Source organism: Haloimpatiens massiliensis (assembly GCF_900184255.1).
GTDB lineage: Bacteria > Bacillota > Clostridia > Clostridiales > Clostridiaceae > Haloimpatiens > Haloimpatiens massiliensis.
Genome location: NZ_LT854640.1, coordinates 1,113,324 through 1,127,894 on the forward strand (window position 1 = coordinate 1,113,324; position 14,571 = coordinate 1,127,894).

Sequence of the window (14,571 nt, forward strand, 5' to 3'; positions counted from 1 at the left end):
AATATTTATGCTGATTATTGTGGACAATATCAGATATGTTCACTAATGAAAGGATTGTTTAAAATGGATAAATTATTGTTTGGTATTTCAGGTCTCCCTTTAGGAGAAGATGAAAAAAAATTCACATACAAAACTGGTATAGAATATCTTAAAAACTATGGTTTGGATGCTATGGAACTTCCTTTCGTAAGATCTGTAAATGTAACAGAGAAAAATAAGGCTGGTATATTAAAAGCAAAGGAAGACAATAAATTTTACCTATCTGCTCATGGTTCTTATTTCATAAATTTGAATGCAGAAGAAGATGAAAAACAAGAAAAATCATTAGAAAGAATATTAAAGGGAGCTGAGGCACTACAAAAAGTTGGTGGAAGAAGCCTTATATTTCATCCTGGATTTTATTTAAAAAAAAGCAAGGATGAAACCCTTAATAAAATTAAAGAAAATCTAAGCAAGCTTCCTTATTTTGGAGTGGATTATAGACTTGAAACCACTGGTAAAGGCACACAATTTGGTTCTCTAGAAGAATTAGTCTCCCTATGTAAAGATTTGCCTCACTGTAAGCTTTGTATAGATTTCTCCCATTTACACGCTAGATATAATGGAGCTTTAAAAGATTATAATGACTTTGCCAATATTCTAAAATATATAAAAGATAATTTAGGACAAGAGGCTTTAGAAGATTTACACATGCATTTATCTGGAATAAATTATGGCCCCAAAGGAGAAAAAAATCACCTTCCCTTAATGGAAAGTGATTTTAACTATAAAGCTTGTCTAAAAGCTTTAAAGGATTTTCATGTAAAAGGATGCCTTATCTGTGAAAGCCCTATTTTAGAAAGAGATGCTATTCTCCTTAAGGAAACTTATTATAATTTTTGTTAGTTATAAGTAACAAAGATTATTTATATACTTGTTTTTCCAGAAAACTTTTTTACAAGTCCCTAATCCCAAATAAATAGTTTAGTTTAGTTTATTTTAATGCTAAGTGATTGTAAAATATAATTTATAGGTTATGATGCATTTCTTCGGTTTTTTTACCAGCACTTAATATAGTTGAATAAAAAGCCTAAACTCTCGAATAATTTCTTAATCAATAAGGTACATGAAAAGAAATAACAAGTCAAAGATGCTGGTATATTTTGTGTCAGACAAGGAAGCAGGTTCCGCCGCTAGTAGAACTATCGGCGGAACCTGCTGACGCAATATGACGCAAAATAGACTAGCATACTGACTTGTTATTTATTTAAATGCGCCTAAATGGATATTATGCATTGAGATTAGGGATTTACTTTAAAGGATTACTTTATTCAATATTAACTTTTTCCTTCTATGGCACCTTTTCTAGGATTCTTTTGAAATTCTTTATCTTCTATAACTTCTGGCTTTGCTGCTTGATGATTAGATTTTCTTTTAGCCTTTTTCCCTTGGCTATGCATTTTACACGCTCCTAATCTTTATAATATTATAAAGCACTCATGACCTACTGATATCTAAGTGCCAACTCCTAGTAATTATAATTTTTATTTTTCTTCTGGAGTATTTATTTCTCTTTTATTTTTCTTACCTTTATTTTGAGGTCTTGCACTTTCTTCCATTGAAGGTCTCTTCATACCTTTCTTAGCCATGATTTTCCCCCCTTTCTTAATCACTAATCGTATTTTATCCTAATTACAATAAATTATTCTAAATATTTTGTATCACTAAAAATTTTAAATTTAATATAATAATAATGGGAACTAAAACACTGCCCACAATTGAGGTGGAATATAATGTATAATAATATAAACAACAAAAATTTTAAAAAATTAATAGTTGGAGCCTACTGCAAAGTTCCTATATGTAATGGTACCTCAACCTACTATATAAATTTTGATAATGCCGCTACAACACCTGCTTTTTTAGCGGTTATGGATAAACTAAATAAATTCGCTCCATGGTATTCCTCTATTCATAGGGGTACTGGATACAAATCCAAGCTATCCACTGATATGTATAATTTATGTAGAACCGTAGTTGCAAATTTCGTTAAAGCTGATTTAAGTAAAGATGAGGTTCTATTTGTAAAAAATACTACCGAGGGTATTAACAAACTTTCTTATTTATTGAAAGGTGATAAAAGTAATGAGGATAAAGATATTGTACTATGTACGTTTATGGAGCATCACTCCAATGATTTACCTTGGAGAAATAAGTTTAATGTGATTTATATAAACGTGGACCAATATGGTAAACTTTGTATGGATGACTTAGAAGCTAAACTAAAAAAATATAGTGGCAGGATTAAATTAGTTGCAGTTTCTGGCGCCTCAAATGTAACTGGTTATATAAATCCAGTGCATCAAATAGCCTCCTTAGCTCATGAAAATGGGGCTAAGATTTTAGTAGATGGGGCTCAGCTTATACCACACGTACCATTTACTATGAAGCCTCACGATTCTTCCAGTCACATTGATTTTTTAGCTTTTTCCGCTCATAAAATGTACGCTCCATTTGGATGTGGAGTTCTAATTGGACCTAAAGATTTTTTTAATAACAATATTTCTGAGCAAGTAGGTGGCGGAACTATAAAAATAGTTACTCCAGAAGAAATAGCTTGGGCAGACTCTCCAGATAATCAAGAGGCAGGTACTCCAAACTTAATGGGTGCTCTTGCATTATGTGCTTCAATAGATGTTTTAAATTCCATTGGTATGGATGTAATTTACAAGCATGAAGACACTTTAAAAAAATACGCTCTTTCCAAACTTTATACCATAGAAGATGTAAAAATATATTGTAAAAAAGATGATTATCAAAATACAGTTTCTATAATTCCTTTTAATATAAATGGATTATATCATGGAAATGTAGCTAGGGCCCTTTCAGAGCATTGGGGTATTGGAGTTAGAAGTGGATGCTTTTGTGCACATCCTTATGTAGAAAGGCTTTTAAATGTTCCAAAAGATGAAATAGAGTACATGATGCGTAATCCTGACAATCCAAAGAAAGGCTTAGTAAGGATAAGCTTTGGTTTATATAACACCTTACAAGAAATAGATATTTTTGTAAATGCCATTAAATATATTGTAAAAAACAAACAAAAATTTAAAATTTCTGATGAATAGAAAGTTATTAAATAGAACAACCTTTCCAGTGAAAAATACTATCACTAGAAAGGTTGTTTTCTCTCTATTTAACTATATTTTCATTAGCCTTGAATTTACCACTAGTGTCCATATGTCCATTAATGGTTTCTATGTCTTTTCCATCTATTAAAAATTTAACTTCATTTATTCCCAAATCCTTGTTTAAGATTAATGTGTTAGATATAGAATACACAAACATACTTTCTCCTGTAGATCCAGCATTTATCTTTGTAGCGATATTCTTTTCCAAATCCACATAGGCAACATTTTCCTTTACACTTACCTTAATCTCAGCATCCTTTGGCACTGCAGGATAATGATTTTTTTCCTTTGGCCCTTCCTGTAACTTTTTAATTAAAATTTCTGGTGTAACTTCACCTAATTCTACTTCTTCCTTATTTAAATACATAGCTTGATCATCTACAAAATATAGAAAAACTTTCTTAACAGTTTCTTTTTTCGTATTCTCTTGCTTTTGTTCTGAATCCTTGTTGTCACCATCTTTTTCTGCAGACACTGCTGCTTTTTCTTTTTGTTCCTTTTCATTTGAATTGCTGCTAGTTTTACCACAGCCTACAAAACTTACAGCAAGTAAAGAACATAATATAAAGTACATAATTTTTTTCATATATTTTCGCCTCCATTTTAATTAAAATAACTATTCATAAGAAAAATTTTTCTATATCTTAACCATTTCTATGAATCATTAGTATCTAAAGCCCTTATTTCCAGTATATGTTTATGAATAAAGTACTATATGCTAGTTGCTATAAAATAATTTTTAGATATTATCTTACAGCTTGTTGCAACTCACTAATTTAGCCCTAGGTAATTAATTTCTTAGATAATTTATGTGATTCTAATATGGCTATAATTACCGTTTGTTAATTTTAAATTGCAAATCTTACATTACTTTCTACTATTTTTATATAAAAATTATATCATACTATTTTTAATAAAACCATTTTTACTAACTATTTTTCATTAAATTACATCTTTCCCAACACTCTCAGTACTACTTACCCTATTTAAATAATTTGGTAAGTGCTCTTGGCGAAATTTGTATCAATTTATCGTATTATACATTGATATTTCTATTGAAAAATTATAAAATATACTTAATATTAATTATTATCTATAAATGTGTAAACAGTTACACATTTATATTGTTACATTATTCAACTTTCGCAGTCATAAAATAAAAATATAAAATTTAAAATGAAGAATAAAGCTCTTTTAGAAATTAACTATAATTTGAAATTTGCAGGTAAGTAGTAGTTAATAGCTAATAGCTAAGAAATAAGAGTTAAGGATAAAACTCAAGGAGTTTTTTATAATTACTTTGCAAGTAACAGGTAATAAGTAATAGTTGTGATGAAAATTCAGCTTTGCTGAATTTTTTAAAGAAACTCTTACCTTTTACCTATTAGCTCTTACCTACTCTACAAATTTCTATTTTACATTCTAAATTTTAAATTAAGAACCCTTATTAATCTAATGTAGAGCTTGAACTTTATGTGCGAAAATTGAGTTATATTATACTATCGTATAGGAGTGTGAAAACTATGGACAAAATATTGAATATTATAAAAGACACTACTCTAACTTATGAACAAAAAGTCTTAAGTTTAGCAAGAGCTGCAGAAGATTCTTTAGATGTTTTAAATATAGATAAAGATTCAAAGGAATATTTGAATGAAGGAGTTATATGCGATTTAGGTGAAGGACATGCACCTTATAGGCCTAGATATATAGTTCCTGATTACGAAAAATTCATGAAAAATGGCAGCGAATTTTTAGGTCTTGAACCAGCCAAAGATATATTGGAAGCAGTTAACAACTTACTAATTTTATATAAACATGTACCATCTATAACCTCTTTTCCTGTATCATTAGGCAATATTGACTATTTATTAGAACCTTATGTACAAGATGAACAAGAGGCTTATGGGGCCATAAAGATGTTTTTACTTCACATAGATAGGACTTTGACTGATTCCTTCTGCCATGCAAATATAGGTCCAAGAGACTCTAAAGCAGGCAGAATAATATTGAAAGTACAAAGAGAACTTCAAACAGCTATTCCAAATATTACTGTTAAATACAACAAAAATACTCCAGAGGATTTTGCTATAGATTGTATAAATACAGCACTTGTAACTGCTAAGCCTAGTTTTGCTAATGATGAAATGTTCTCTAAAGAATTAGGTGAAAATTATAATATAGTAAGCTGCTATAATGGTCTTTATACAGGAGGTGGAAGTTATACTTTATGTAGACTTAACCTTGCTTTTCTAGCTAAAAAAGCTGAAAATAAAGAGGATTTCTTAAATAAAGTTCTACCTAACGCTGTAGATAGAATGGCACGATACATGGATAAAAGAGTTAAATTTCTTGTAGATGAAAGCGGATTTTTTGAGAGCAACTTTTTAGTAAAAGAAGGCTTAATCTCTAGGGAAAACTTTTCTGCCATGTTTGGAATGTTTGGTCTTGCTGAATGCGTAAATAGCTTTATTTTCTCTGATAAAAAGGAAGATAGATTTGGTCATGGAGAACAAGCTAATAAATTAGGATTAGATATAATTGAAAAACTATATGAAGAAGTCTCTAAACATAAAGCTCCTTACTGTGAAAAGTCAGATAATAAATACTTACTTCATGCTCAAGTAGGTATAGATAGTGATAAAAACATAAGTCCTGGATGTAGAATACCTATAGGTGAAGAACCAGAACTTCATGATCACATAGTACAATCTGCACCTTTCCATAAATATTTTCCATCAGGTATTGGTGATATATTCCCTTTTGAAGAAACTGCCAAGAGAAATCCTAAATTTATATTAGATATTATAAAAGGTGCTTTTAGTTTAAATATGAGATATTTTTCTCTTTATTCTTCTGATTCTGATGTTATTAGAATCACAGGATATTTAGTTAAAAAATCAGATATAGAAAAATTAGAAAAAGGCAAACAGGCCCTTCAGGACACTGTAGCTTTAGGCCTAGGAGCAGTTAAAAATCAAAGAGTTCTGGAAAGAAAGGTAAGAAAATATGAATAAAGCCCTAGTAAATAGGATAATACCTTTTAGCGCAGTAGATGGTCCTGGCAATAGAACCGCTATATTTCTTCAAGGTTGTAACTTCAATTGTCGTTATTGCCATAATCCTGAGACTATAAACAAGTGTGTACACTGCGGGAATTGTATTAATGTTTGTCCTACTGGTGCTCTTTATTTTGAAAACCACAAAGTTCACTGGAAAGAAGAGCTTTGTGTAAAATGTGACAACTGTTTAAAAAATTGCTCTTATAGCGCTTCGCCTAAAGTTAAAGAAATGTCTGTGGAAGATATTATTATACAGATAAAAAAAGTCAAACCTTTTATAGAAGGTATAACTGTTTCTGGTGGTGAATGCACTCTCCAAAAGGATTTTTTAGTTTCTTTATTTACTGAAGTTAAAAAACTAGGATTGACTTGCTTTGTGGACACCAATGCTTCCATACCTTTATATAAAGACTTTGCTCTTCTTGAAGTAATGGATAAGGCTATGATAGATTTAAAATCCTATTCTTTAGAAGAGCATAAAATGCTTACTTCTATGGAAAATAGTATTGTACTAAAAAATATAGAAAAACTTAGTAAATTAAATAAACTATATGAAATAAGAACTGTAATAGTTCCAGATTTGTTAGATAATAAATCTAATGTTCACAATACTAGCAAGTTACTAGCATCTTTAAATCCTAATATAATATATAAAATAATAAAATACAGACCATTAGGAGTTAGAGAAGAACTTATAAATAGTTCCACTCCTTCTAAAGAATTTATGGAAGAATTGCAACAGATATCAATAAATAACGGTTGTAAAAATGTGATTATAGTTTAAGCAAAAAAGAGATGATGACAAATTCATCTCTTTTTTTTGCTTTTTTGCATCACTTTTTCACTTTAGCACAATAATTTGTTGCAAAATTTATAGTAACATGAAAGAAAACTTTTAAAATTGTATAAAATTTTGAAATTTTAAAAAGGAATATGCGATTTTTTAGTGAATATATATAGTGTAGATTAAAAATTAATTAGTTACGGGGTGAGTTTTAATGATTACTAACTTAGATATTTCAAATGCTATGACTATTAAATTGGAGGAGAAACTTCCTGAAATGCCTGAATTTGTTGAAGGCATACGACGTGCACCAGATAGAGGATTTACTCTTACAAAAGCACAAGCGAAATTGGCTTTAAAAAACGCTCTTCGCTATGTACCTGAAAAATATCATGAACAGTTGGCACCAGAGTTCATGAATGAATTACTAACTAGAGGTAGAATTTACGGATACAGGTTCCGTCCAGAAGGAAGAATTTATGGTAAATCCATAAATGACTACAAGGGAAAATGTACTGAAGGTAAAGCTTTTCAAGTAATGGTAGATAACAACTTGGATTTTGAAGTTGCTCTTTATCCTTATGAACTTGTTACCTATGGAGAAACTGGCCAAGTATGTCAAAACTGGATGCAATACAGATTAATTAAAAAATATTTAGAAGAATTAACTGAAGATCAAACTCTTGTTATAGAATCAGGACATCCTCTAGGATTATTTAAATCAAAACCTGAAGCACCAAGAGTTGTAATAACTAACGGTCTTTTAATAGGTATGTTTAATGACCAAGAAAATTGGCACACTGCTATGCAGCTTGGAGTTTCTAACTATGGTCAAATGACTGCTGGTGGATGGATGTATATAGGACCTCAAGGTATAGTTCATGGTACATTCAACACTTTATTAAATGCCGGTAGATTAAAATTTGGCATTCCTCATGACGGAGATTTAAAAGGATATTTATTTGTTTCTTCTGGTCTTGGTGGAATGAGTGGTGCTCAACCAAAAGCTGTAGAAATAGCTAACGGCGTTGGAATTATAGCTGAAGTAGACTATTCAAGAATTCAAACAAGATTAGATCAAGGTTGGGTTAGCAAAGCTTCTTCTAATTTAGAAGAAGTAATTAAGTGGGCTCACGAAGCTATGGAAGCTAAAAAATCTATTTCCATAGCATATCATGGAAATATTGTTGATCTATTAGACTATGTAGTTAAAAACAATATAAAGGTTCATTTATTATCTGACCAAACTTCATGTCATGCACCTTACGATGGGGGCTATTGTCCTCAAGGTCTTACTTTTGAAGAAAGAACTGCTCTATTAAAAAGTGACAGAAACAAATACAGAGAACTAGTAGATAAAACTTTAAGAGAACATTTCAGACTTATAAAAATACTAGTAGAAAGAGGAACTTATTTCTTTGATTACGGTAACTCATTTATGAAATCTGTTTTTGATGCAGGTGCAAAAGAAATATCTAAAAATGGCGTAGATGAAAAAGATGGATTTATATTCCCATCATATGTGGAAGACATTATGGGACCTATGCTATTTGACTATGGCTATGGACCATTTAGATGGGTTTGCTTAAGCCATGATCATGAAGACCTAGTAAAGACAGATCATGCAGCTATGGAATGTATAGATCCAAATAGACGTGGACAAGATAGAGACAACTATATCTGGATTAGAGACGCTGAAAAGAACGGCTTAGTTGTAGGTACTGAAGCTAGAATTCTTTATCAAGATGCTGAAGGAAGAATGAGAATAGCACTTAAATTCAATGATATGGTTAGAAAAGGCGAAATAGGACCTGTTATGATAGGAAGAGACCATCATGATGTAAGTGGTACTGATTCACCATTTAGAGAAACTTCTAACATTAAAGATGGCAGCAACATAACTGCTGATATGGCAGTACAATGCTTTGCAGGTAATTCTGCTAGAGGCATGAGCCTAGTTGCTCTTCATAATGGTGGCGGTGTTGGCATAGGCAACTCTGTCAATGGAGGCTTTGGCTTAGTTTTAGATGGAAGTCAAAGAATTGATAATATCATTAAGTCTGCTATGGCATGGGACGTTATGAGCGGAGTTGCAAGACGTTCTTGGGCTAGAAATGAGAATGCCGTAGAAACAAGTATAGATTACAATCTAAAAACAAAAGGTGAAAACCACATTACCATACCTTATGTTGCTGATGAAAAACTTATCGACAAAATAATTTGTGATAATTTAAAATAGAACTTTAATTAATCCCCAATTGTTAATTTCAAATCCTCAGTAGCTGTGGCAACAGCTACTGAGGATTTAGAAACTAGCTACTGGGGATTAATTTTATAGTTTTAACCTTTTTCTTGAAAAAATTCACCTTACAATTACAACATTACTCCATTAACCTAAAACTCTATAGCATTAATGTGCTTTTCCACTATATATGAATAATCCTTTTCTTCTTCCTCACTTAATATAACACTAACTAGTATTACATAGGTTGGCAAATCATAAAGTCCCCAAACTATTTCCACTCCTAAAACTTCGTTACATATTCTGCATATGTCAAAGCCAAAGGATTCTAAAGATACTCTCATTATATTAGGATTTTTACATTCCCTATTTTCTTCTCTAGTACATTTTGAACAAAATAAGCATTTTCCGGAGAATACCGCTCTACTTTTAGGCATTTCCCCTTCTACCTTTAAAAGCTCTTTATCTAATTTTTTCCTAACTTCCGCCATCATTATTTCTGTGGCTTTTTCTATATCATAAGGATTTTCATTTACCAACTTCTGTATATGTTCTGGAAGCTCTTCTGAATAAATTAAAGTTCCTACTAAATATGCAGTTTTATACTTTCTCAAGGTTTCTTCTAGATTAAAGTTATGTGGTGGACATGTCCATACTTTACCATAGTTTGGACACTCCTTACAAAACATCTCTATGTACTGATTGTTAAAATACTCCATTAAATAGTTCATATCTACTCTTTTAAATAAATTTTCTACAAGCACTTTTATTCTCACCCCTTTTTTTAATTAGCTAGTCTAGTGCAATGAAAAAATCTGGCTTTAATAAAGTAAAAAAATTAAAACTTAATACTATTAATCAGCTTATTTTGCTAATCTACAGTATACCATCATAATTTTTTACAAATTTAAAGTCAGATTTTTCACATACACTATTACAATACTATTATTTAGAAGCCTTTTCTAGGTCATCCATTACATTGTTACAGAAAGTCATCATAGAACGAAGCATGTCAAATAACATTTCTTCGCTTACAGAATTTTCATAAGGCACTGTTATTTGAGCTACTACTGAACCCTCTTCATTTATGTAGAATTTAGGGAATCTATAAGATCCATTAATTCTATTTATTAAATTGTAAATTTCTGCGTTATTGCTTCCCTCAGATAATTGAATTAAATCAAATATATTAAAATCTACACAAGTATTATCTTCATCAAAATCTATTACCACATTGACATTGTGATTTTTTATTATTTGACCAAAAGCAAATATAGTTTCATTTTCATTTTCCTGTACCCTTATTATAGGCATAGGAAATCCATTCTTCTCTAAAAGCTTGCTAAATCTTGTAGCAGTATTATTCATTTTGGTACCTCCTCAATTTTCGCATTATTTATTTATTCTACATATGTTACTTAATTCCTTCTATATATTATTTTTACCTGCCAGATAATTTCTTCTTAATTTTGCTGCTTACACATTCACCTACTAATATAATCCTCTCTCTAATATTATATTAGTAGAATTTAAAATGTCCTAAAATAGTAATTAATTTTTCTAACTAATAATCTCCATCATTTTTTTTATATCTTCTGAAGCCATTTGAAACTTAGACTTTTCAATAAGTATATTACCTCCAGTCACTATATAGCAAGGTAATATACGAATATCATCATAATAAAAATTATCATTTCTTAACTTGTAAGTTGAAATTGATGAAATAACATTTTTACTACCATTTAAGAAAAGTACCATTTTATTAAATTTTCTCCCCAAAGCATAACTATCACTGATGCTACTGCTATAAATGGTACAAAAGCTACAGTATCCTTTCTTCCCTTCTTTTTAGTAATTAACAATATAGTTCCTATTACACCTCCTACTATGAAAGAAAGAAGCATTAATAATAAAGATTCTTTTATACCAAAAAATAAACCGCACATAAACATTATCTCTACGTCACCCCAGCCCATACCCTTAGTTGCAAAAGCTATTATTGCTATTATTGCTGCTGGAATTATTCCTCCTAAAATGTAATCTTTTAAAATATATCCATAGGGCGTAACTGTAGTTTTATACATAAAGGCTTCTACAATAATAAATATACTCCCACCCATTATGCCCACTAACGAAGTAGAAAAATAAACTTCTTGAGTATCATAATCTATTATTCCTATAACTAAGATACAACTAAATAAAAATATATATTTAATTGTTATAATAGAATATCCATAAATTACATAAATAATAAGCCATGTTAATGCAGTAAATAATTCAATCATAGGATACCTTAAGGATATCTTTTCCCCACAGTATCTACATTTCTTCTTTAAAAACAAATAACTTATCACTGGTATTAAATCTATAGGCTTAAGTTTATTTCCACAATTGGTACAGTGAGAAGGTGGAAATGCAATAGACTCCTCTCTAGGAATTCTATATATGCAAACATTAAAAAAGCTTCCAAACAATAAACCTAAAATGAAAATTAAAATATAGTTCATTAGTATGCCTCCAACAACTTATCCCATGGTCTTACGAACTTTTATAACACATAAAAATCACTAAAATATTAAAGATATAGTCATGGGATAAATTTTATAATTATTTTATTTATAATATAGAATATCGTATAGGAGCCTCCCATACGATATTCTATAATTAGTCTAAGTCTGGTAATGGTTGTATAGTTATATTTAGTAGCTTATTTATCTTTTGATTATTATCTATAGTACAAACAGCATCATTTGTCATATTTACATTATTAGATGAATTTTTTAGCTTAGGGCATACTTTATAAGATATAATGTATTCTCCTGGCTGAAGTTTCAAGTTTGTAAAAGTTATTATTGTTTTTTGTCCATGCTTTTCAACTTTTAACCTTCCACCATTATTTAATACATTTTCTAGTTGTATTTCCTTTAAAACTCCATTTTGTATTTTGTAAATAGATATATCTTTTTTATCTACTAATATTTGTTCCCCACTGTTTAAATTACTTCCATCACTATTTACAACTATATCCATAGAAAACACTTCATATACATTGGATTGCATTTGAACTCCAAAATTAGATTTTATTTCATTAGCCACTGATACATTTGAACTTTGACCTATTCCTGTATTTTCTAAAAATAGTCCATGATTTATTATAGAAATCACACTGCTATAAGGTCGTATTGTTATATTTTCTATTCCTTGAAAAACTCCCTGTTTGTTATTATCATATATATCTTTGTAACTTAATTTAGCTCTATTTCTTAAGTCTATGTTTCCGGAAATTGTTCCCTGTACTTTAATATTAAAATCTATTTTATCTGCAATATATTGTCCATTTTTCAAACTATATTTTACATTATCCAAGCTTCCTATTATTTTACCCTCTTGGTACTGAAATCCCTTAGGAATTTCTACTGGCTCTAATCCAGGTGGTAATTGAAATTCAAACCTTAGATTTTTAAGAGTCAAGTCTGCATTTATATCTTCTGCTATTTTAGAATAAACATCTTTTATATCCTCTGCCTTTAAAGCTTGCTTTATATTAAAATTAGGTAATTCACCATTTTGCTTTTTATGTTTTGCAAACTCTTCATTTACCGATTTTAAAATTTCTCTTTTACTACTATTTTCTGTAGTACTAGCATTTATCTCATCTATTATATCTTGGCGATTATAATTATTATACTTAGATGCTATGCTTTGCAATTGTTCTAAAGGAGAATCCTTAGAAAAACCTAATAAATAATTGTTAATGTTTGATGAATCCTTAGCTATATTATTAGCTGCAGTAATAGCATGATCTTTAGCAAAGGTGAAACTTTTTATAGGATCATACCTCCCTTGTCCAGTATCTTCTTCTGGAACTCCATCTGTAAGCATAACCAAATACTGTTCATGTGCCTTAGTGTCATACTTTTGCTGCCTTTTTAATATATCTTCACTCTCTTCTAACGCCGCTCCAATATTAGTTCCTCCACTTGACCTCAAACTACTTATCCATTTTTTTGCTTTTTCAATATTAATCTCATTAATATCTTTATTTTCACCTAATTTTATAGTTGGATATTGCTGACTAATATCATAAGAAAAAGTGTTCAATGTTATACTTATACCTTCACTATAGGATTTATCTTTAAAGCTATCTAAAAATTTATATAATGCCTCCTTAACTATATCCAATCTAGATTTATTAAAATTAAATTTTTCATAGTAGTTTTGAATTTTCTCTACCATTTTTATTATTTGGTCATCAGCTCTAACCCATCTGTAATCCCATCCACCCCAAGTATAATACCATTGCTTACACCACCATGAATATTTATTGGGATTACTCAAAAGGTTAAAGTTAACTACAGTATATCTATCATTAGCAAAGCTTATATCTTTTTCCTCTAAATATCTAATATCATTTAAAATTTGCTTTGACTCATTATCATCATAATTATTTTTTTCTAAAAACCCTTTAAAATCTTCTATACTCTTAATTTTACTTATTTTACTTCCATACCAATCTATATTAAATTCATTCCCGTATAAATCCCACGCCATACTTCCAGAAGTATCTATCATTAAAACTACATCTTTAGGCTTTGAAATTAAACCACTTACCTCACTATTTTTTATTTCTCTTGGTGTTATAGAATAATTTAAATTAAATTCTTCATTTAACTTATACTCACTCTTTTCACTCCCTTGAGTTAACGTTAATAAATCCTTTAATTCATTACTTTCTATTTTTACTTTAAGTGAACAATCTAAATCTATAGCTATCTTTTCTATATTTCCTCCATCTTTCACATGGCAAGTTAACTTGGTTTCTTTACTTACAGGGACTTTTTGCCCTTCATTTATAATCAATCCATCCTTTAATCTTATATTATAGGTAACCTTTATTTCCTGAAGGTTATTTTGAAGTTTTTTAAAAACTCCTCTTACTGTATTAGTCCTATCATCAAAACTTATATCTTCCTTGGATGAACCATTAGGATACTGAATCTCCAAAGTTTCTGGAACTATTTGAAAATAATCATAATTTATTTTATCTTCAAATAGAAAATTTTCAAATTTCGTTTTACTATTACTCTTATCCAAATTTAATGTAATAGTTATCTTAAATTCTTGTGGATTGTTTCCTGCTAAAATCTCTGGTTTTTTATCATAATCTAATTTATTTGTTAATTCTTCTTCATATGAACCCTTGTACCCGTTATTTTTTGAAAATGCTTTATGAGAAGGCAAGAACAAACTTACAATAAATAATATCAAAGTAAACAAAGCAAATAATCTTTTTTTCACACTCTTCACCCCTTT

12 protein-coding genes are annotated in these 14,571 nt (G+C 29.7%); 5 read left to right on the forward strand and 7 right to left on the reverse strand.

What is annotated here, in order from left to right; genetic code table 11:
- Window positions 1–63 precede the first annotated feature (63 nt).
- Complete coding sequence (locus C1715_RS13550; RefSeq protein WP_102401003.1) at window positions 64–885, forward strand: TIM barrel protein; 822 nt, start codon at window positions 64–66, stop codon at window positions 883–885.
- A gap of 431 nt (window positions 886–1,316) precedes the next feature.
- On the opposite strand, the gene C1715_RS20075 is transcribed toward C1715_RS13550, so the two are convergent.
- Complete coding sequence (locus tag C1715_RS20075; protein ID WP_278320113.1) at window positions 1,317–1,439, reverse strand: hypothetical protein; 123 nt, start codon at window positions 1,437–1,439, stop codon at window positions 1,317–1,319.
- A 333-nt stretch (window positions 1,440–1,772) separates the two neighbouring features.
- Between C1715_RS20075 and C1715_RS13555 the strand changes: the two genes are divergently transcribed.
- Window positions 1,773–3,107 (forward strand): aminotransferase class V-fold PLP-dependent enzyme, encoded by a 1,335-nt coding sequence (locus tag C1715_RS13555; RefSeq protein ID WP_102401004.1) that lies wholly within the window; start codon window positions 1,773–1,775, stop codon window positions 3,105–3,107.
- A gap of 64 nt (window positions 3,108–3,171) precedes the next feature.
- On the opposite strand, the gene C1715_RS13560 is transcribed toward C1715_RS13555, so the two are convergent.
- Window positions 3,172–3,756, reverse strand: a complete 585-nt coding sequence (locus C1715_RS13560) for a GerMN domain-containing protein (RefSeq protein ID WP_102401005.1) — start codon at window positions 3,754–3,756, stop codon at window positions 3,172–3,174.
- 937 nt (window positions 3,757–4,693) lie between these two features.
- Between C1715_RS13560 and C1715_RS13565 the strand changes: the two genes are divergently transcribed.
- From C1715_RS13565 to C1715_RS13575, 3 genes are all read left to right on the forward strand, one after another.
- Entirely contained in the window at window positions 4,694–6,187 is a 1,494-nt protein-coding gene (locus tag C1715_RS13565) for a YjjI family glycine radical enzyme (protein ID WP_102401006.1), read from the forward strand.
- Window positions 6,180–7,016, forward strand: coding sequence for a YjjW family glycine radical enzyme activase (locus tag C1715_RS13570; RefSeq protein WP_102401007.1), 837 nt, complete (start codon window positions 6,180–6,182; stop codon window positions 7,014–7,016). Before C1715_RS13565 ends, C1715_RS13570 begins: the two co-directional genes overlap by 8 nt.
- A 214-nt stretch (window positions 7,017–7,230) precedes the next feature.
- A complete protein-coding gene (locus C1715_RS13575; protein WP_102401008.1) occupies window positions 7,231–9,255 on the forward strand; it encodes a urocanate hydratase in 2,025 nt (674 codons plus the stop codon).
- Between the two features lie 155 nt (window positions 9,256–9,410).
- Here C1715_RS13575 and C1715_RS13580 read toward each other — a convergent pair whose 3' ends face one another.
- The 5 genes from C1715_RS13580 to C1715_RS13600 form a co-directional block, all read right to left on the reverse strand.
- Window positions 9,411–10,022: a DUF2284 domain-containing protein gene (locus C1715_RS13580; RefSeq protein WP_102401009.1), complete on the reverse strand. Its 612-nt coding sequence runs from the start codon at window positions 10,020–10,022 to the stop codon at window positions 9,411–9,413.
- 181 nt (window positions 10,023–10,203) lie between these two features.
- Window positions 10,204–10,626 carry a YbjN domain-containing protein gene (locus C1715_RS13585; RefSeq protein ID WP_102401010.1) on the reverse strand — a complete coding sequence of 141 codons (423 nt, stop codon included), beginning with the start codon at window positions 10,624–10,626 and terminating at the stop codon, window positions 10,204–10,206.
- Between the two features lie 192 nt (window positions 10,627–10,818).
- A complete protein-coding gene (locus tag C1715_RS13590) occupies window positions 10,819–11,016 on the reverse strand; it encodes a hypothetical protein (protein ID WP_102401011.1) in 198 nt (65 codons plus the stop codon).
- A complete protein-coding gene (locus C1715_RS13595) occupies window positions 11,001–11,765 on the reverse strand; it encodes a prepilin peptidase (protein ID WP_102401012.1) in 765 nt (254 codons plus the stop codon). The genes C1715_RS13590 and C1715_RS13595 overlap by 16 nt, the downstream gene beginning before the upstream one ends.
- A gap of 157 nt (window positions 11,766–11,922) precedes the next feature.
- Window positions 11,923–14,556, reverse strand: a complete 2,634-nt coding sequence (locus C1715_RS13600; RefSeq protein WP_102401013.1) for a vWA domain-containing protein — start codon at window positions 14,554–14,556, stop codon at window positions 11,923–11,925.
- Window positions 14,557–14,571: the final 15 nt, after the last annotated feature.